Source organism: Albidovulum litorale (assembly GCF_025751495.1).
Classification (GTDB): Bacteria; Pseudomonadota; Alphaproteobacteria; order Rhodobacterales; family Rhodobacteraceae; genus Albidovulum; species Albidovulum litorale.
On the sequence record NZ_JAOWKZ010000002.1, the window covers coordinates 434,572 to 454,267 of the forward strand.

18 protein-coding genes and 1 tRNA gene are annotated in these 19,696 nt (G+C 63.1%); 8 read left to right on the forward strand and 11 right to left on the reverse strand.

The annotated features are described in order from the left end of the window. Positions 1-168: 168 nt before the first annotated feature. Positions 169-693: a c-type cytochrome gene (locus tag OEZ71_RS07965; protein ID WP_263739416.1), complete on the reverse strand. Its 525-nt coding sequence runs from the start codon at positions 691-693 to the stop codon at positions 169-171. Between the two features lie 120 nt (positions 694-813). Here OEZ71_RS07965 and OEZ71_RS07970 point away from each other — a divergent pair, with 120 nt between their 5' ends. Together OEZ71_RS07970 and OEZ71_RS07975 are read left to right on the forward strand one after the other, a co-directional pair. Further along, entirely contained in the window at positions 814-1,647 is an 834-nt protein-coding gene (locus OEZ71_RS07970; RefSeq protein ID WP_263739417.1) for a prephenate dehydratase, read from the forward strand. Positions 1,648-1,866: 219 nt separating this feature from the next. Beyond that, positions 1,867-4,311, forward strand: a complete 2,445-nt coding sequence (locus OEZ71_RS07975; RefSeq protein WP_263739418.1) for a heavy metal translocating P-type ATPase — start codon at positions 1,867-1,869, stop codon at positions 4,309-4,311. A 68-nt stretch (positions 4,312-4,379) separates the two neighbouring features. On the opposite strand, the gene OEZ71_RS07980 is transcribed toward OEZ71_RS07975, so the two are convergent. Both OEZ71_RS07980 and OEZ71_RS07985 read right to left on the reverse strand, forming a co-directional pair. Beyond that, complete coding sequence (locus tag OEZ71_RS07980) at positions 4,380-6,908, reverse strand: ABC transporter permease (protein ID WP_263739419.1); 2,529 nt, start codon at positions 6,906-6,908, stop codon at positions 4,380-4,382. Then, positions 6,905-7,603: an ABC transporter ATP-binding protein gene (locus OEZ71_RS07985; RefSeq protein ID WP_263739421.1), complete on the reverse strand. Its 699-nt coding sequence runs from the start codon at positions 7,601-7,603 to the stop codon at positions 6,905-6,907. The genes OEZ71_RS07980 and OEZ71_RS07985 overlap by 4 nt, the downstream gene beginning before the upstream one ends. Before the next feature lie 79 nt (positions 7,604-7,682). Between OEZ71_RS07985 and OEZ71_RS07990 the strand changes: the two genes are divergently transcribed. Further along, the gene (locus OEZ71_RS07990; protein ID WP_263739422.1) at positions 7,683-8,300 is read left to right on the forward strand and encodes an arylesterase; all 618 of its coding nucleotides are present in this window, start codon (positions 7,683-7,685) and stop codon (positions 8,298-8,300) included. Positions 8,301-8,396: 96 nt separating this feature from the next. Here the strand turns inward: OEZ71_RS07990 and OEZ71_RS07995 are convergent. The 6 genes from OEZ71_RS07995 to OEZ71_RS08020 all read right to left on the reverse strand — a co-directional run bounded on the left by OEZ71_RS07995 (position 8,397) and on the right by OEZ71_RS08020 (position 12,762). Continuing rightward, a tRNA-Trp gene (locus OEZ71_RS07995) sits at positions 8,397-8,472 on the reverse strand. Between the two features lie 63 nt (positions 8,473-8,535). Beyond that, positions 8,536-9,777, reverse strand: a complete 1,242-nt coding sequence (locus tag OEZ71_RS08000) for a PQQ-dependent sugar dehydrogenase (RefSeq protein WP_263739424.1) — start codon at positions 9,775-9,777, stop codon at positions 8,536-8,538. Positions 9,778-9,850: 73 nt separating this feature from the next. After that, positions 9,851-11,419 carry a GMC family oxidoreductase gene (locus OEZ71_RS08005; protein WP_263739425.1) on the reverse strand — a complete coding sequence of 523 codons (1,569 nt, stop codon included), beginning with the start codon at positions 11,417-11,419 and terminating at the stop codon, positions 9,851-9,853. Between the two features lie 12 nt (positions 11,420-11,431). After that, positions 11,432-11,953, reverse strand: coding sequence for a Twin-arginine translocation pathway signal (locus OEZ71_RS08010; protein WP_263739427.1), 522 nt, complete (start codon positions 11,951-11,953; stop codon positions 11,432-11,434). Between the two features lie 31 nt (positions 11,954-11,984). After that, a complete protein-coding gene (locus OEZ71_RS08015) occupies positions 11,985-12,380 on the reverse strand; it encodes a VOC family protein (RefSeq protein WP_263739428.1) in 396 nt (131 codons plus the stop codon). Positions 12,381-12,468: 88 nt separating this feature from the next. Beyond that, positions 12,469-12,762: a ribbon-helix-helix domain-containing protein gene (locus tag OEZ71_RS08020; RefSeq protein ID WP_263739429.1), complete on the reverse strand. Its 294-nt coding sequence runs from the start codon at positions 12,760-12,762 to the stop codon at positions 12,469-12,471. A gap of 487 nt (positions 12,763-13,249) precedes the next feature. Here OEZ71_RS08020 and OEZ71_RS08025 point away from each other — a divergent pair, with 487 nt between their 5' ends. After that, positions 13,250-13,504, forward strand: coding sequence for a hypothetical protein (locus tag OEZ71_RS08025; RefSeq protein ID WP_263739430.1), 255 nt, complete (start codon positions 13,250-13,252; stop codon positions 13,502-13,504). A gap of 188 nt (positions 13,505-13,692) precedes the next feature. Here the strand turns inward: OEZ71_RS08025 and tuf are convergent, their stop codons facing one another. Together tuf and OEZ71_RS08035 are read right to left on the reverse strand one after the other, a co-directional pair. After that, a complete protein-coding gene (gene tuf / locus OEZ71_RS08030) occupies positions 13,693-14,868 on the reverse strand; it encodes an elongation factor Tu (protein ID WP_263739431.1) in 1,176 nt (391 codons plus the stop codon). A gap of 89 nt (positions 14,869-14,957) precedes the next feature. Further along, positions 14,958-15,560, reverse strand: a complete 603-nt coding sequence (locus tag OEZ71_RS08035; RefSeq protein WP_263739432.1) for a hypothetical protein — start codon at positions 15,558-15,560, stop codon at positions 14,958-14,960. A gap of 114 nt (positions 15,561-15,674) precedes the next feature. On the opposite strand from OEZ71_RS08035, the gene OEZ71_RS08040 reads away from it, so the two are divergent. The 4 genes from OEZ71_RS08040 (at position 15,675) to OEZ71_RS08055 (ending at position 19,650) form a co-directional block, all read left to right on the forward strand. After that, entirely contained in the window at positions 15,675-17,039 is a 1,365-nt protein-coding gene (locus tag OEZ71_RS08040; protein WP_263739433.1) for a cytochrome P450, read from the forward strand. Positions 17,040-17,123: 84 nt separating this feature from the next. Continuing rightward, complete coding sequence (locus OEZ71_RS08045) at positions 17,124-17,975, forward strand: tellurite resistance TerB family protein (protein ID WP_263739434.1); 852 nt, start codon at positions 17,124-17,126, stop codon at positions 17,973-17,975. 162 nt (positions 17,976-18,137) lie between these two features. Beyond that, the gene (locus OEZ71_RS08050) at positions 18,138-18,989 is read left to right on the forward strand and encodes a hypothetical protein (RefSeq protein WP_263739435.1); all 852 of its coding nucleotides are present in this window, start codon (positions 18,138-18,140) and stop codon (positions 18,987-18,989) included. Positions 18,990-18,993: 4 nt separating this feature from the next. Further along, complete coding sequence (locus OEZ71_RS08055; RefSeq protein ID WP_263739436.1) at positions 18,994-19,650, forward strand: Fe2+-dependent dioxygenase; 657 nt, start codon at positions 18,994-18,996, stop codon at positions 19,648-19,650. The last annotated feature ends 46 nt before the right edge of the window (positions 19,651-19,696 follow it).

The window sequence follows — 19,696 nt, forward strand, 5'->3', positions numbered from 1 at the left end:
TCATCGCCTCCTCCTTGGTACGCCTTAAGCGACGCCCGGTTTTCTGGTTAAGGACCCTAGAACGCTGTGGGGGCGGGCTTCAAGTTGCGAATTTGTGAGAATGGCCGTGAGCCAAAGAAAAAGGGCCGCTCTGATAAGCGACCCTTTCAAACTCTGATTTCTTGAGGATCAGCCGCCGTTCGCCGCCAGATAGGCGATGACGTTGGCGCGGTCCTCGATCTTCTTCAGACCGGCGAAAGACATCTTGGTACCGGCGATGAAACCTTTCGGATTCTCGAGGAAGTGGCTCAGCGTCTCCGGGTCCCAGTTGCCGCCGTGGCTGGCCATGCTGTCGGAATAACCGAACCCGGCGACACCTCCGACCGCCCGGTCGACAACGCCGTCGAGATGCGGGCCGGTACCATTGGAGCCGTCAAGTTTGTGGCACGCCTTGCACTTGCCAAAGACCTTCTCACCCGCCGCCGCATCGGCCGAGGCATAGATGGTCGCGAAATCCGGGCCCTCGTCGGCAGCGGCCTCACCGCCCTCTTCGGCGCCGGTGTCGATGACATAGGCTTGCGCCACTTCCTCATCGCCATGCGCCACCGCGCCCGTGTGGTAAAGCGACTCGGCCGCCCATTTGCCCAGAAGGAAGATCAGGAACGCGCCGCAGAGCGCGCCGCCAGCCTTCGTTAAAGTCATCGTGTCGAACATGTCGCGCCTCACCATGGCATAGAGTTGCGGCGTATCTATCCGCTTCCCCTACCGGGTTTCAAGGTATAGTTAGCGCGGCACATCGCCCGACCCCCGGGCTGTCGCCAAGGAGCCACCCGCATGACCGGACGGATTGCTTTCCAGGGAGAGCCCGGAGCCTATTCGCATCAGGCCTGCCGCGAGGCCTATCCTGACATGGAACCCCTGCCCTGCCGCACCTTCGAAGATGCTATTCACGCGGTGCGCAAGGGCGATGCGGAACTGGCCATGCTGCCGGTCGAAAACTCGACTTATGGCCGGGTGGCCGACATCCATCGTCTTCTGCCGGAGAGCGGGCTGCACATCGTCGATGAGGCGTTCGTGCGCGTACATATCAACGTCCTTGGCGTGAAGGGCGCAAAACTCAGCGATATCAAAGAGGCTTACAGCCACCTGGTGCTGTTGCCGCAATGCGAGGCGTTTCTGCGCGAACACGGCATTCAGGGCCGCATCAGTTCCGATAATGCCCGCGCGGCGCGGGACGTGGCCGAGCGGGGGGATCGTTCGGTTGCAGCCCTGGCCTCTGAACTCGCGGGAGAGATTTACGGGCTAGATGTGCTTGCACGTCATATTGAGGATGCCGAACACAACACGACCCGCTTTCTCGTCATGGCGCGGCAGCCCGACCTCAAACGTCGGGGCGATCATGGCATGATGACCACATTCGTCTTCCGTGTCCGCAACATCCCGGCCGCGCTTTACAAAGCGATGGGTGGATTCGCGACCAACGGCGTCAACATGACCAAGCTGGAAAGCTACATGGTCGACGGCGTATTCTCGGCCACGCAGTTCTATGCCGATATCGAAGGCCATCCCGACGACGCCAATGTGCGGCGCGCGCTGGAGGAACTGGACTATTTCACCTCCACCATGACGCTGCTTGGCGTCTATCCGGCCGATCCAAGTCGGCATTAAGGCCGGGTATCGTCAGGCTCTGGGCCCTCGGACGGTACGGTTTCTCAATCAGTCAAGCCAACCGAATCCCATTCGCTTTTTCCACATTGGCGCAGTCATGCCGCTTCAGGGCATGCCGTGCCTTGGCAGTCCGTTTCGGAATGCCCGACGAACTCGACGAATGAGTTCGGTTTGACAATCGCTGCCCGGCCCCACATTTAACGGCTGAAGGAGCATCCGATGACCAGCCACACCACCTTCACCGTTCAGGGCATGAGCTGTGCCTCCTGCGTCGGCCGCGTCGAACGCGCGCTGAAAGCGGTGTCAGGTGTTGAAGATGCCAAGGTCAACCTGATCGACGGCACGGCCCGTGTCGATTTCTCGGAAACCGATATTGGTACGCTTGCCGAAACACTTAGGGCGGCGGGCTATCCGGCGGTCGGGGCCGAGGCACGGCTGGAAGTGGAAGGCATGACCTGCGCCTCCTGTGTCGGGCGCGTCGAGCGGGCGCTGAAGGCCGTTCCTGGCGTGACCGGCGCCGAGGTCAACCTCGCAACCGGGTCCGCACGCGTTAACTACCTGTCCGGCACCACGACGGCAGAGGCACTGGCTGCGGCGGCGACTGCGGCCGGTTACGCTGCAAAGCCCATCACGGACGATGCCGCCCCTGCCGACCGTCAGGCCGATGAAGCGGTAAAGCTGCGCCGTTCGGTCCTGATTTCCGCCGCGCTTTCCATCCCGGTCGTGGTGCTGGCGATGGGCACACATATGGTGCCCGCTTTCCACCACTGGGTCATGGGCACGTTGGGTGAGGTCATTTCCTGGCGCATCCAGTTCGTGCTGACGGCCGCGATTCTCGTCGGTCCCGGCGCGCTTTTCTTCCGGCATGGTTTCCCCGCGCTCTTGCGCGGCGCGCCCGAAATGAATTCGCTCGTCGCCTTGGGCAGCCTCGCTGCCTTCGTCTATTCGACCGTCGCCACCTTCGCCCCATCGCTTCTCCCTGAGGCGGCACTCGGAGTGTATTACGAGGCAGCGGCAACCATCGTCACGCTGATCCTGCTTGGCCGTTTGCTGGAAGCCCGCGCCAAGGGGCAGGCAGGCGAGGCGATCCGCCGTCTCATCGGGCTCCGGCCCGACACGGCACAGGTCGAGCGCAACGGCGTCGTGACGGAAGTTCGGGTGGAAGACCTGAAACAGGGCGATGTCGTGCGCCTCGCGCCGGGCGAAAGAGTGGCCGTTGACGGGATCATTGTAACCGGGCACGGCTGGATCGATGAAAGCATGCTTACCGGGGAACCCGCACCGGTTGAAAAGGCGGAAGGGGCGAGCGTTACCGGTGGCACGGTGAACGGTCAATCGGCACTGACCTATCGCGTTACCGCCACTGGTGCCGATACGGTGCTTGCCCGCATCATCGCGATGGTCGCCGACGCGCAGGGGGCAAAACTGCCTGTTCAGGCGCTGGTCGACCGGATCACGCTCTGGTTCGTTCCCGCCGTCATGACCCTTGCCGCACTCGCATTTATCGTCTGGTTCGCGATAGGTCCTGATCCCGCGCTCACCCATGCGCTGGTCGCAGGCATCTCGGTCCTCATCATCGCCTGCCCCTGCGCGATGGGCCTTGCAACGCCAGTGTCGATCCTTGTGGGGACCGGCAGGGGGGCCGAACTCGGCCTGCTCTTCCGGCGCGGAGACGCATTGCAGCGGCTCTCAGAGGTCCAGATCGTCGCCTTCGACAAGACCGGGACACTGACGGAAGGCCACCCCAAGGTGACGGATATCGAGATTGCCGCGGGATTTGACGAGGCTGAAGTCCTGACACTCGCCGCTAGCGCCGAGGCCCGGTCGGAACACCCGCTGGCTTTGGCCATCCTTTCGGAGGCCGAATCGCGCGGCCTGACCCTGCATGACGCCGATGCCACCAAGGCGCAGGCCGGACGTGGCCTGACGGCCCGTGTCGCGGGCCGCGACATTCTGATCGGCAATGCCCGCGCCATGGACGAAGCCGCGATTGACGCATCCGAATTGACCGGGACGGCGCAGCGTCTTGCTTCCGAAGCCAAGACGCCGATCTTTGTCGCCTTAGACGGCCGCGCCGCCGCCCTGATCGCCGTTGCGGATCCGGTCAAGCCCGGCGCAAAGGCGGCCATCGCCGCGCTCCACGCAATGGGCGTGAAGACCGCTATGATTTCGGGCGACACGCGCGCCACAGCCGGGGCCATCGCCACATCGCTCGGCATCGACCATGTCGAGGCAGAGGTTCTGCCCGAAGGCAAGGTCGCCGCACTTGAAGCACTCAAGGCAAAGGGCACCATTGGGTTCACCGGTGACGGGATCAACGATGCCCCGGCGCTCGCTGCCGCCGATATCGGGATCGCGATGGGCACCGGCACCGATGTGGCCATCGAAGCGGCTGAGGTCGTGCTGATGACCGGCGATCCCGGCGCGGTGGCCGATGCGGTGCGGCTCTCGCGCGCAACGATGCGCAATATCCGCCAGAACCTTTTCTGGGCCTTCGGCTATAACGTCGTCCTGATCCCGGTCGCCGCCGGGCTGCTTTATCCGCTGAACGGCATGCTCCTCTCGCCCATGCTTGCCGCAGGGGCGATGGCGCTCTCATCGGTCTTCGTTGTCACCAACGCTCTTCGCCTGCGCCGCGCAGGCCCGTGGCGCAGACAAAGCTGATCACCGTTTCTTCTGTTCAGAAATACTCTCCGGGGGTCCGGGGGTGGAAAACCCCCGGGCGCTGACCGTCAGTCCCGCGCCCTGAGCACCTGCGCCGGTCGCGCGGCAAGGGGCCGCAGCGCAAAGACCAGCCCGGCGAGAAGCGTGGCAAGCGCGCCGCCGGTGACGATCGAAATGGCCGAGACCGGTTCGAACCGGAACGTGCCCTCCATAACAAAGACCATCACCGCCCAGCCCGCTGCCGCGCCGAAGGCGACCGCGACGATCCCGGCCGCAGCCCCCATCAGGGCTGAGCGCAGGGCGAAGCTTTTCAGCACCAGACCTCGGGTCGCGCCAAGTGTCTTCAACACCGCCGCCTCGTAAATCCGCGCCCGCTCCCCCGCCGCCGCGGCACCGATCAAAACCACGACCCCGGTCAGAAGCGTAACGCCTGCGGCAATCGCCGTTGCCCTTGCAATCGCGGCCAGTGCATCAGCCACCCGGTTTACCACATCGCGCACCCGGATCGCGGTGATGTTCGGGTAGGCCGACGCCAGATCGCGCAGGATCACCGCCTCTGCCGCCTCGTCGGCATAGACCGTCGAAATCCAGCTATGCGGCGCGCCCGCCAGCGCGGCGGGGTTCAGCGACATCACGAAGCCGATGCCGCCAGTGCCGAAATCCACCTCTCGGAACGAAGTGATCTCCGCCTCGATCTCGCGGCCCAGTACGTTGACCGTGACCCGGTCGCCGAGCTTTAGGCCTATTTCGTCCGCCTCTTCGAGGGCGAAACTCATCTGTGGCGGGCCGGAATAATCCTCGGGCCACCATTCGCCCGCGACGACCTTGGTATCGGGCGGTGGTGCGGCGGCGTAAGTCAGACCCCGGTCGCCGCGCACAACCCAATGGTCACCTGCCACGTCGCGCGCATCGCGTCCGTTGATCTTCGTAACCACGCCCCGCAACATCGGCGCGCTTTCGATTTTCGTCACCGCCGGATCGTCTTCCAGCCGTGTGCGGAACCCGTCTATCTGATCAGGCTGGATATCGACAAAGAAATAGGAGGGCGCCACATCCGGCAGGTCCTGCGCGATGGCACCCCTCAAGTTTGCGTCGATCTGGCCGACGGCGGCCAGAACCGACAGGCCAAGCCCGAGTGAAAGCACAACCGCACGTGCCTCTTCCTTGGGCCCGCCAATGGCCGAGAGGGCAAGCCTCAGCGCCGGGCGGCCGCGCATGTGATGGCCCGTCCGCCGGGCGAGCCAGCTCAGACCAAAAGCCGCGATCGTCAGGACCAGAAGCGCCGCCGCAACCCCGCCCAGCGTACCGAGCGCAAGACTCGGAACGCCGGATGCGATTGTCGCCACCGCCACCAACAGGGCCGCTACTCCGGCTAGTATCAGCCCCAGCCGCCAACCCGGCCAACGCCGCCGCCCCGGCCCCAGATCACGAAACAAGGCCGCCGCCTGCACGTCGCGCGTCCGCGCCAAGGGCCAGAGCGCGAAGAGCGCTGCCGCCAGAGCACCGTAAAAGCCCGCCTCGGCCAGCGGTTTCCACGCCACGACCATTTCAACGGGGATCGGCAACCGAGCGGCGATCAGCGGTCCCGCCAGTACCGGCAGCGCCGCCCCCAGAGCCAGCCCCGCGAAGATGCCGATCACCGCCAGAACGCCGACCTGAATGAGATAGACCGCAAAGATCGTCCGGCTTTCTGCACCCATAGCCTTCAGGGCGGCCATCGTCTCCACCCGGCTGTCAAGGTATGAGGTCACCGCCGCACCGATGCCGACACCGCCAACCGCCAGCCCGGCGAGTCCCACCAGCACTAGAAATGACCCCATCCGGTCGACGAAGCGCTGCATTCCGGGCGCGCCGCGCCGCGCATCACGCCAACGCATTCCGGTATCGTTGAAAGCATCCTCGGCCTCTGTCTTCATCGCCCGCAAATCTGTGCCTTCTGGTAAAAGCAGGCGGTAATGGGTGTCGAACAGACTGCCTGGCTCCAGTAGGCCCGACCCGGCAAGCGCGTCGCTCCTGACGATGGTGCGCGGGCCGAAGGTGAATCCCGCCGTCGCACCATCGGGTTCCCGCATCAACCTTGCACGGACACGGAATTCCTTCACACCCAGCCGGAAGCGGTCACCGATCCCGAGCCCCAAACGGTCGGCCAGCACAGGATCAAGCACCGCACCCGGCAGGCCGTCTTTGTCTCCAAGGACTTCGGCCAATGGCATGGGAGGATCCAAAACGACTTTACCGGTCAACGGATAGGCCGCATCCACCCCCTTGATCTGAGTCAGAGCGCGTTCGGCGCCTTCCCCTTCACCGACCACGGCCATGGAGCGGAAATCGACGATCTCAGCAACGCGGGTGGCCCGATCTTCCATGAAGGCGCGCTCGTCCTCGCTTGCATAGCGGTAGGTGAACGACATCTCGGCATCTCCGCCCAGCAACACCGCACCCTGATCGGTGATTGCGGTCTGGATCGCGGAACGGACCGTGCCGACGGCAGCAATGGCGGCAACACCAAGCATCAGGCACAGAAGAAAGACCGTGAACCCACCAAGCCCTCCGCGCATCTCGCGGCGGGCGATGCGTGCGGCGAGCGGCAGGCTCATTCGGCCACCTTGCGGGCAAGATCCTCGCCCGCGATCTGCCCGTCCATCAGCCGCACCACCCGGTCGCAGCGCGCGGCCAGTTCCGGTGCATGGGTGACAAGGACCAGCGTCGCGCCGTGCCGGTCACGCAAACCGAACAGCAGCTCCATGATCGCCTCGCCCGTCGAGCCGTCGAGATTGCCCGTAGGTTCATCGGCCAGAAAGATCGCGGGTCGCGGCGCGGCGGCACGGGCCAGGGCCACGCGCTGCTGTTCGCCGCCCGAAAGCTGCGCGGGGTAGTGATCCATCCGCGGCTCAAGCCCCATCGCCTGCAACTCCGCCGCCGCGCGGTCGAAGGCGTCGGCAACACCGGCCAGTTCTAGCGGGATCGCCACATTCTCCAATGCCGTCATCGTCGGAATCAGGTGGAACGACTGGAAAACGATGCCCATATTACCCCGGCGGAACCGGGCCAGCGCGTCCTCGTCCATTGCTGTCAGGTCATGGCCCAAAGCCTCGACCCGACCGGACGTGGCACGTTCCAGTCCGCCCATGAGCATGAGGAGCGAAGACTTGCCCGAGCCGGACGGACCTACAAGCCCCAGACTCTCGCCGCGGGCGACCGAAAGAGTGATGCCCTTTAGGATTTCCAGCGGCCCGGCATTGCCCTCAAGCACCAGCCGCGCATCGTTAAGCTTAAGGATAGGTTCGCTCATCGCCTCGTTCCGCTCGTTCTGCCGCTCTAAGGCATATGGGGCAACCGGACGGAAGGGCAACCTCGCCCTTGCGACGATTTTGAGCCTTTCGGCTCTGGCCGCCGGTGCGGTCCGGGCGGAACCGGTAACAGTAGTAGCCTTTGGCGACAGCCTGACGGCGGGCTATGGGTTGCCGTCGGAGGACGGCTTCGTGGCCCAGCTTGAGGCATGGCTCACGCGTCAGGGGGCGGAGGCGATCGTGGTCAATGCAGGCGTCTCCGGCGACACGACCGCTGGCGGACTGGCCCGCATCGACTGGACGCTGACGCCTGAGGTGGACGCGATGATCCTGACGCTTGGCGGCAACGATCTGTTGCGGGGGTTGCAGCCCGAAGACGCGCGGGCCAACCTCGATGCGATCCTAGATCGCACGAATGACAGGGGAATTCCGGTTCTGATCGTTCCAATGTCTGCGCCGGGAAATTACGGGCCTGACTACAAGGCATCCTTCGATGCGGTCTATCCTGACCTCGCGGCGGAACATGGTGCACTTCTCGCCCCGCCGTTCCTGCAACCCATACTGTCCCTGCCTGATCGTTCGCAGGCGCTGGCCGACTACGTACAAGCAGATGGACTGCACCCGAACGCGAAAGGCGTCGCGCTTATCGTCGAAACGCTCGGGCCCGAGGTCCTGACCCTTCTGGAGCGCATCGAATGAGGCGGGACCAAGAAAATTCAAATTTTCTTGGCAAAAATCTTCAAAGATTTTTACCAACCGGACCGAGCAATCGCTGAGACTTTTCGGAAGAAGGCCTGGCAGGGGCAGCAGGACTCGAACCCGCGACCCTCGGTTTTGGAGACCGATGCTCTACCAACTGAGCTATACCCCTAAGGCCGAGCCGGTTCTTACGCGCGGGCCCGGCGCTTTGCAAGAATGAAAACGCTGGCAGTCACTATTCGCGATAGCTGATCCGGTAGAGCGCCCCGGCGCGGTCATCCGAGACCAGAAGCGACCCGTCCGGCAACATGTCCACATCGACAGGGCGGCCGAGGTACGATCCGTCACCTGCGATCCAGCCCTCTGCAAAGGGCTCGGTCCGCGCTGAACCCTCACTGGTGATGAATGTCACCATGACCCTTGCTCCGACGGGCGTGGAACGGTTCCAGGACCCGTGCTGCGCCGAGAATATAGCGTTTCTGTATTTTGCCGGGAACATGTCGCCCGTGTAGAAGCGCATGCCAAGATCGGCGGCATGTGCCACGGTCTCCACCACCGGCTTGATCGACCCGGCGGGTGGCTTGGTGCCGGCATAACGGTCGGTACGCACATCCCCACCGCCATACCATGGAAAACCGAAGTGCTGACTGGGCGCGGTCTGGCGGTTGATCTCACCCGGTGGGATATCGTCGCCCATTCCGTCGACCTGGTTGTCGGTGAACCAGAGGTCGCCGGTTACGGGATGAAAGTCGTGGCCCACGGAGTTCCGGATGCCGTAGGTGAAGACTTCGCGGCCCGTCCCGTCCGTCTGCAACCGGATGATTCCGCCGATGCCCCAGGTGTCGTAAAGTCTTAGCTTTCGCGGCGGCGGCACGTTGTAAGGTTGGCCGAGCGAGATGTAGATCATGCCGTCCGGCCCGACCCTGCAGACCCGCGCGGAATGGTTGCCGCTTTCTTCTGAGGGCGGGATCAGGTCGCCCTCGGCTATCGGTGCGAGGGCGATTGGGTCGAGCCTGTCAGCGGCTGCCTCGGCTTCAGGGAAGGCCATGACCCGATTCTGTTCCGCGATATAGAGCGTGCCATCGGGCCCGAAGCAGGGACCGTTTGGCATGGTAAAATCCAGCCCCGGAGCGAAATCCCGGACCTCGTCCGCCGTTCCGTCGTGGTCCGTGTCAGTGACTGACCAGACCCGGTCCCCACGCGTGCCGACGAAGACCGTCCCACCCGGCGCGACCGCGATGTGCCGGGCACCCGGAACACGGGCATAAAGTGCGATCTCGAAGCCGTCAGGAAGGCTAATCCGAGACAGGACTTTCCCGATAGCCTCCGCGCCGGTGCCGTTCTGTTCGATGCGCGTGAAACTGGCGTCAGCGCGCATCGGCACTCTGGGAAGGTCATTGGTGGCGTTACCCGTCTGGGCATGAGCAGCGGCACCTGTCAGCGCCACAACCGCAAGGGTCAGAAGAATCCTCGACATGGTTCCATCACTAGCACGTCTGCCCGGGCCGTGCAGGGGGCACGGGTCCCGGGCAGACGCCATCGCGACAGGGTCAGAGGTTACCCGCTGACATCTCCCCGGCGATATGGTCGGCCTGCCGGATGGCGAGGGCGACGATCGTCAGCGTCGGGTTCTCGGCGGCGCCAGTCGTGAACTGGCTACCATCGGATATGAAGAGGTTGGCGATGTCATGGGTTTGGCCCCATTTGTTGACGACGCCATCCTCGGGCTTCTCCGACATCCGGTTGGTGCCGAGGTTGTGGGTCGAAGGATAGGGCGGCGTCGGGAAGGTGCGGGTTGCGCCCACCGCCTCATAGACCGCCTGACCCTGCTTGTAGGCATGGTTACGCATTGCGATATCGTTCGCATGGTCGGAGAAGTGGACATTGGCCACCGGCAGGCCCCACTGGTCCTTTGTCTCCGACAGCGTGACCCGGTTCGTCGCCTGCGGCATGTCTTCGCCAACGATCCACATACCGGCCATGTTTTCGTAGCTGTCGAGCGCGGTGGTGAAGCTGCGCCCCCAGCCGCCGGGGTTGAGGAAGGCCGCCATGAAGGGAAGGCCAAGCGCGAGGGTTTCCAGTTCATAACCGCCGACGAAGCCACGGCTTGGATCATGGCGTGCCTCATCCTGAATGATCCCGGCCATGGTCGTGCCGCGCCACATTCGAACCGGCTTGTCGAAGACCGCATAGACCGAACCGGTCATGTGGCGCATATAGTTGCGGCCGACCTGATCGGACGAGTTCGCAAGCCCGTTCGGGAACATGTTCGAGGCAGAGTTCAGAAGCAGTCGCGGGCTTTCGAAGCTGTTGCCCGCAACGCATACGATCCGCGCCTTCTGCATCTGAAGGTTGCCGTCCTTGTCGAAATACTCGACGCCGGTAACCTTGCCGCTGTCGTCATGCAGGATGCGCGCGACATGGGCGCGTTCGCGGACTTCCAGATTGCCGGTCGCCTCACCCGCAGGGATGTCGGTATAGGCGGCGGACCACTTGGCCCCCCATTTGCAGCCCTGGAAACAGAACCCGGTCTGCTGGCAGGCCATCCGACCGTCATATTCGGCGGAATTGATTGCCATTCGGCCGGTATGGACCTCGGTATAGCCCAGCGCCTTGGCGCCCTTCTCAAAGACCTTGAAGTTGTTGTTCCCGGGCAGGCCCGCCCGGTCGCCTGTGCGGGTTACGCCCAGCTTGGTCTCGGCCTTTTCGTACCAGGGCGCCATTTCCGCCCCATCGATCGGCCAGTCGAGGAGGCTGGCCCCCTCGACCGCGCCATAACTCGTCAACGCCTTCCACTCGTGATCCTGAAAACGCAAGCTCGCACCCGCCCAATGAGTCGTAGTGCCGCCGACTGCCTTGACGATCCAAGCCGGAAGGCCCGAAAAATCCTTGGCAACGCGCCAGTCGCCCGACGTGGTGCGCGGGTCAAGCCAGGCTAGCTGCCCGAAGCTCTCCCACTCGTCGTTGATATAATCCTCAGGCAGGTAACGCCCACCCGCCTCAAGCGCGACGACGCTGATACCCTTCTGGGCCAGTTCGTTCGAAAGAACCCCGCCGCCGGCGCCGGTCCCGATGACAACGACAACCGAGTCGTCGTTCAGATCAAATGGTGCTGCCATGGTTCCGCCCCCTCACAGCCAGTCGATGTCGTCGAAGCCACGGTCGATGTAACCGCCCTGGCTGAAGGACTCGCCCTGATAGCCGAAGATTGGCCAGACATCCTTCTGGTTATAAAGGCCGGTCACGAGGCCGCCGCGCACAGTCTGAAAGAACCCGCTATCTTCCATCCCCTGCAGGATTTTCACCCGGTCCTCTTCCCAACCCATGGAGACGTAGTCGGCATGACCCGCCGCCTGCGCGGCGGCGTCGAGGGCGGCAATGCCCTCATCCACAAGTGCCTTCTTGTCCTCGGCATCATAACCTTTCACGGCAACCGCGTAGAACTGATCGCCGACCCGGTCATGCGGGTAGATGTCGCGCGCCATCTGCAGCAGCGTCGCCATCTGGTGTTCGGTGATCACCGTAACTTCTACCGCCCAGGCCGCATTCGGTGCCGCTATGAAACCGGCTCCGGTGACGCAGAGCGCGCCCGCCGCGACTGACCGCGACAGAAGCGCGCGCCGGGTCAGTCCGGTCCTTTCGATTTTTGTCATTCACTCCTCCCTGACAAATGATTGCGGCCGGTCACAGGAACCGGCCGCCGCGTTCAAGAACCTCGATCTGGTAGCCATCGGGGTCCGCAATGAAGAAAAACCGCGCGACAAGCGTGTCGCCGTTCTTGAACTCGACGAGCTTGCGGGGCGCCAGACCGGCCTCGGTTAAGCGGGAATGCTCCGCGTCAAGATTGTCGACCGACACGGCCAGATGGCCGTAGCCATCACCAAGATCGTAGGGCTCTGTCCGACCCTTGTTGACCGTCAGTTCCAGTTCGAACGCGCTTTCCGCATTCGACATGTAGACCAGCGTGAAACTGTCGAAGTCGAGCCGATCGGCAACCTTCAGCCCGAACGCACGGGAATAAAAGTCGACGGATCGCGCCTCATCCAGGACGCGGATCATCGAGTGGATCGTCTTGGCCATCTGCCCTCCAAATCTCTCAGATTTGGTAAGGCTAGATGACCAATTTGGCCTTGTGGTAGTAGCCCGATACTACAGGCGGCATTTTAGCCTATTCAGCGGCATACCGCGCCGTGTCGTCCTGCTCCAGCTCGCCAAGATGGATGGTGCAGGCGCAGCGCAGGAGGGACGTGAAATTCGGCGCCTCTCCGTGCAGTTCCAGCACTTCAGAGTGGAGTTTGGATATGAAGGCCGGAGTCGTCAGTCCCTCACGTTCAGCAATCCGGTCAAGGATGCGCCAGAAAGCACGTTCTAGCCGGATCGAAGTGCTCTGGCCGTTCAGCCGCAAGCGCCGTGTTTCGGACTCATAGCGTTCGGGTTTTTGCCCGGCGAAGATCTGGCACATGGTCTGCCCCCTGCATGACTGTGCAAGCCCTGATCCTGCGACCAAAGCGGCGAATCGTCAACTTTGGCTGAAAACCCGGGCTGCGGGTCATTTCTGACAAGGATGCGATCCATTCTCACCCAAACGCGAGCGGACATCGACCTTTCGGTCTTCAAAGCGTGAATTCACGCGCTTGTGCGATCCGGTAATGACAAGAATTCGCACCAGAATTGATTGAAATATTTCAACTGCCGAACCGTGGTAATACCGGTCATTTTCACCTTTCGGCCGACACCGAAGGCACAATCGGTCACGGGCTGATCTCGGACCTCAAACATCGGTGTGAGCTTTTTGCCGGCCTGACCTGTCAAGCCCAAATCGCCGTGACTTCGCGTGAGCCGGAACGTGTTTTTCCAAGCTTCTGACGACGGGATAAGCCGGGGTCGGTCGGCGCGAACCGCCGGCAGGACGCTGCAACATCAAGATCACTGCTTGAAAGGACAACTCCATGAAACGTCTTATCACCGCCAGCGCGACCGCAGCCATCATCTCCGTCACATCCTTCGGAGCCGCCTTCGCGGCTGAGGCCGAAATGAACATGGTCGTCGATGCCGTGACCCGTCTGCTGGTCGAGCTGCGTATACCCTCCAGTGAGGTGGACAACCTGACCATCGATCAGGCGCGGCGTATCGTGCAGATCGCCGACAGCAAGGAAATGGGTGACGCCGCGCGCAGTCAGGTTCTGGCGATCATTAACGAGTGACCTGACATCCCCGACAGGTCGCGAGCACGTTCTATCTGTGCAACGGCTGAAAGGGCCGTCGGGCGTTAGGGGGCGGCCGGTTCGGCCGCCCCTTTGACGTGAAGGTCAGACGCCTCGTTACCCGGACGTGGGTCAAAGAAAAGGCGGCCCCGAAGGGCCGCCCTGATACATCGGCATAGTGCCGATTCTTACTTGATGATTTTGGAGACGACGCCTGCGCCGACGGTGCGGCCGCCTTCGCGGATGGCGAAGCGGAGCTTCTCTTCCATCGCGATCGGGGCAATCAGCTCGACCTCGAACTTCAGGTTGTCGCCCGGCATCACCATCTCGGTGCCTTCCGGCAGCTTCACCGTGCCCGTCACGTCGGTCGTGCGGAAGTAGAACTGCGGACGGTAGTTGGCGAAGAACGGCGTGTGACGGCCACCCTCTTCCTTGGTCAGGATATAGGCCTCGGCTTCGAACTGGGTGTGCGGCTTCACCGAACCCGGCTTGCAGAGAACCTGGCCCCGCTCGACGCCGTCACGGTCGACACCGCGCAGAAGCGCGCCGATGTTGTCGCCGGCCTCACCACGGTCCAGCAGCTTGCGGAACATTTCCACACCGGTACAGACCGTCTTCTTGGTGTCGCGGATGCCGACGATCTCGATCTCGTCGCCGACATTGATCACGCCACGCTCGACACGCCCCGTAACAACCGTGCCGCGGCCCGAGATCGAGAACACGTCTTCGATCGGCATCAGGAACGGCTGGTCCACGGCGCGCTCGGGCGTCGGGAAGTAGGTGTCGACCGCTTCCATCAGCGCGCGGATCGAGTTCTCGCCGATCTCGGCGTCACGGCCTTCCAGAGCGGCCAGAGCCGAACCCTTGATGATCGGAATGTCGTCGCCCGGATATTCGTAGGAGGAGAGAAGCTCACGGACTTCCATCTCGACGAGCTCCAGAAGCTCCTCGTCATCCACCTGGTCGACCTTGTTAAGGTAGACGACCATGTAGGGGATGCCGACCTGACGGCCGAGAAGGATGTGCTCGCGCGTCTGCGGCATCGGGCCGTCAGCGGCGTTCACCACGAGGATCGCGCCGTCCATCTGCGCCGCACCCGTGATCATGTTCTTCACGTAGTCGGCGTGGCCCGGGCAGTCGACGTGGGCGTAGTGACGGTTCGCCGTCTCGTATTCCACGTGAGCGGTCGAGATCGTGATCCCCCGCGCCTTCTCTTCCGGCGCCGCGTCGATCTGGTCATAGGCCTTGAAATCACCGAAATACTTCGTGATCGCAGCCGTCAGCGTCGTCTTGCCGTGGTCAACGTGGCCGATCGTGCCAATGTTCACATGCGGTTTCGTACGTTCAAACTTTGCCTTTGCCATATCGCGGGCGCCTCGTGCTTGGGGGGGCCCAGAGGGCCCCAAGTCTACATCGCGCGCTGGGTATCGGCTGGCTGCAGAAAAATCAAGCGTCAGTTGGCGGCGGGCGCATCGGCGGCCGCCCCGGCGACAGCAGCAAGGGCGGCTCGGGCGCCGACAGCTTCTGGGGTGAACCAGGCCTCGTTCTCCACCAGCCACTCGTTGATCAGCCGGGCGGCGTTGGAGGCGAGGTTCGCCATTTGCTGTTCCCTGCTCTGGGTCAGGCCCGAACCGACCACCGTGGAGCCTGACAGTTGTTCGAACACGGTGAACTGCTTTGGCTCGGCATTGATCTTGCGGCCCGCCGTGTCATCCCAGACATTGACCGTGACGACCAGAACCGATTTCGGGCTGAGAACCAGCGGCACACCAGGCACCGCTAATGCATAGGCATCGACGCCCACACCGATATGGTAAAGCTTTTCGCCCTCATAGCGGCCCAAACGGGCGGCGATGGCCTCCTTCAGGACGGTCTCCCATTCCTCCGCCGTGGCCTGCCGCGACGGGCCCACGGGCTTCGCGTTCTTGGCCACCACGATGTTGTAGCCGAGCGCAAAATCACCGAACTCCTTCGGCGGCTGGTTCAGGTCATTGCCCGCGCAGGCGGTGAGCATGGTCGCAACCGCGATCCACGCCAAGATATTCCGCATCGCCATGATACCCTCCGGCCTGTCATCAGGTTCCAGCCATAGCCGAGCCGGAGCGACGCGGCAATCCGACTGCTTGGCGCGACGCCCAACCGGACTATATTGAAGGACGGAGGATCATGGATGGACGGCACGGCAACTCCACCCCGATATCCCGTGCAGGTGCCCCTGCACAACGAACCGCTTGGCATCTGGGACTCGTTCCGGACGGGTCAGCGCAATGTTCTGGAACTGATCCCCGAGATTGCCACCCGCCAGCCGATGATCTCGGGCCGGACGGTAAAACGCTGGCACATGGTGATGGAACCCGCCGCGAACCGGCGCATCCTAAAAGAGGCGGTCGCGGATTATCCGAAATCCGACGTCACCAAGCTGATCCTGCGTCCGGCGATCGGTGAAAGCCTGTTCATTGCCGAAGGTGCTGGTTGGCATTGGCAACGCCGCGCGGCGGCACCTGCCTTTTCGGTGAGAAACGTGCAGGCACTGGCCCCGGTCATGACGGCAGCGGCAGAGCGCGCCGCAACACGCATCGCAGCACAGTCAGGGCGCGCAGCCAATCTTCTGGATGAGATGGTCGCAGCGACCTTCGAAGTGATTTCGGACGTGACGTTTTCAGGCGGTGAGACCTTCGACCGTGCTGCCGTGCACCGGGCAATCGATGACTATATCGCAGGGTCAGCGCGGGTGTCGTTCCTCGATATCATCGGCGCACCGATGTGGGTGCCGCGACCCTCGCGGCTGTTCTCCGCACCCGCAATGCGGTCGATGAAAGCCATGGCGGATGCGGCGATCGAACACCGCCGAATTGTCGACCCCAACGAGGTTCCTGACCTTCTCGACCTTCTATTAGAGGGCGAGGACCCCGAGACGAAGCGCCGCATGAACACGGCCGAGCTGCGCGACAACCTCTTGACCTTCATCGTCGCGGGGCACGAGACGACGGCGCTGACACTGGCCTGGTCGCTTTACCTTTGCGCCTTCGACACCGACATTCAGGACCGCGCCCGGACCGAGGCCAAATCGGCGCTCGGAAGCCGCGCCGCGACTGTCGCCGATCTGCCCAATCTTCCCTATATCCGCCGGATCGTGGACGAGGCTTTGCGCCTTTATCCGCCTGCCGCCTTCCTGTCGCGCACGGCAAAGGCGCATGACGAGCTTTGCGGACGCGAGGTGCGGCCCAGCGACACGGTGATGCTGCCGATCTATGCACTCCACCGCAATCACGCGCTCTGGCCCGATCCGCACCGTTTCGATCCCGACCGCTTTGCCGATGCCAAAGCCATCGACCGTTTCGCCTATCTGCCCTTCGGTGGTGGCCCGCGCATCTGCATCGGCGCCTCTTTCGCGCTGCAGGAAGCGGTAATCATCCTCGCAACACTTCTGGCCCGGTTCCGCTTCACCGAAGTCCCGGGCCGGACGCCGAAACCCGTTCTGATCCTGACGCTGCGACCGGAGGGCGGCGTCTGGCTGAATGTCGCCGAGGACTGAGAGAAATTCACGAATTTTCCCCCTTATGCCGCGAAGCGGCTACCCTAATCTGATTGCTGAAGCGTTATTTCTGGGGGAATTCAGATGAGTCTTATGGGAACTCTGGCCAAGGTCGCCATCGGAGTCGCCGTCGCCAAAGGTGTCGGCAGCATGATGCAACGGCGGGGCGAGGGGCCGCTGGGCGGGCAGATGTCCGGCGGGAGCGGCACCGGGCTGGAAGACATGCTGGGCGAGATTCTCGGCGGACGGTCCTCGCAGCGGACAGGGACCTCGCGCGGCGACGGTGGAATTTTCGGCGGCTCGGGCGGTGGCCTTGGCGATTTCATGGAAGAGTTGGGAAACTACGCGCCGGGACAATCCACCGGCCGCGGCGGTACGACCCGCAGCAGCGGCGGTGGCCTTGATGATCTGATCGGCAGTCTTGGCGGTGGCAGCGGCGGCGGCAGTCTTGGCGATATTCTGGGCGGTGTACTTGGCGGCGCACTGGGCGGCGCTGCAACGAAACGTGGCGGCGGTTTCGGCGAGATTCTGAACGAGTCGCTTGGCAATTGTGGCGAACCGAAAACCCGGCCGACACAGGAACAGGACGCCGTGGCGGGCCTGATGCTGCGTGCAATGATTCAGGCGGCGAAGTCGGACGGTCGGGTCGATGCCCGGGAACAGGAAAAACTGCTCGGCAATCTCGGAGACGTGTCGCCCGAGGAAAAGCGTTTCGTCGAGGCGGAGTTGCGCTCGCCGGTCGATGTTCAGGGGCTTGCGCGGCAGGTGCCGAACGGGCTTGAGGCGCAGGTCTACACGATGTCGGTCATGGGCATCGACCTCGATAATCGTAAGGAGGCGGAATATCTGCATGATCTGGCGACGGCGCTTCAGATCGACCGGAGGCAGGTCAACCATATCCACACACGGCTTGGGATTCCCGTGCTTTACGGCTGATTGAGAGAAGCGGGGTGGTGGGTTTAAACCCACCTTACCAGGCAGAAATTCCATGTCTGTCAAGCGTCGGAAACTTTTCCGACAAAAATACTCAAGAATCTCTTGACCGGAGATCGCGGTGCCCGCTATGCCATCCGCGAACACGGTTTGAAGGAGATAATGATGGCCGATTCCCCCAACTCCCCCCGCAAGGTCGAACCGCGCCGCTGGTCCGCGCTGACCATGGCAGGTGCCGCTTTCGGCATCGCGATCGCCGGGCAGGCGCAGGCCGCCGGAAACGTCGGGTTAGACATGCAGGGGCCTGAGAAACTCTGGCTCGCCCAATCCGAGAGCGATGAGGCGGGCGAAGGCGGTGAAGGGGGCGAGGCCGGTCATGCCGAAGACATGGACGCGGCCGTCGAACTCCTGACCGATCTCGGCCTCATCGAAGGCCATCTGCGCGCCGGTATCGCGCTCTATCAGGCCGGGCTTGCCGATCAGGCAATCACCCATATGAAACACCCGCAAAGCGAGATCTACACCGAGCTTGAGGTGCATCTCGATCAATTCGGCGCGCCCGGTTTCGCCGAAGAACTGACCGCATTGGCAACGGCTGTCGAAGGTGGCGCACCTGTTGGGGATGCTGAAGCCGCTTTTGCAGCCGTCCTGACCAAGATCGAAGAGGCGCGCGACCATGCCCAAGCGGGTGAGGCCGGGGAAGCTGCGTCGGTGCTTGGCCTCGTCCGGGTGGCGGCAGAGGAATACCATATCGGTATTGTCGATGGCGCGGTGTCGAACCTGCACGAATATCAGGATGCCTGGGGCTTCGTGCAGGTCGCACGCTCTGTTGCCGAACATATGGCGAGCGAAGACGACGCCGCTGAAAGCGCATTCGGTGAAAAGACCCTTGCCGCGCTGTCCGAACTCGACACCGCCCTGCCCGGCGTTTCACCCGAGGGCAAACCGCTTGGCGATGCCGGGATGCTGCTGACAGCGGCGGCCAGGATCGAACTCGCAGCCTATGCGCTGAAGTAGACCCATGTTCATCGCAATCGACGGCGTTCTGAACGCCAGCGACGTGGCGGCCCTGAAAGGGGCCGCCGAAACGCTTTCCTTCGCCGATGGTCGTGCCACGGCGGGCAAGATCGCGCGTGAGATCAAGGCCAACGATCAGGCGCTACCCTCGCCGGAACTGGAAGCCATTCAGGCCAAGGTTACGGCGGCACTGATGGCGCATCCGGTCTTCCTCTCCGCTGCGCGACCAAAGGCGATGACCAAACTGATCCTCTCGCGCTACCGCGAAGGCCAGACCTATGGCATGCATGTCGATGACGCGCTGATGCAGGGGCTCAGGACCGACCTGTCGTTCACCCTCTTCCTCAACGATCCCGAAAGCTACGACGGTGGCGCGCTGATCGCCGCCGACACGGCCGAGGAACGCGCCTTCAAACTTGCCCCGGGCGAATTGATCCTCTATCCCTCGACCACGCTCCACCGGGTGGAGCCGGTCAAGTCAGGCACGCGGTTTTGCATCGTCGGCTGGGTGCAAAGCTGGATTCGCGACGCGGGCCAGCGCGAGGTTCTCTTCGATCTCGACCGCGCGATCGCGGAGGTCCATGCGCGCGAGGGCAAATCCGCGCTGCTCGACACACTCACCAAAACCCGGTCAAACCTGATCCGGATGTGGGCGGCCTGAGCCTTCTTCATTGCGAAAATACCCCCGCCGGCGGCAACCCGCCGAG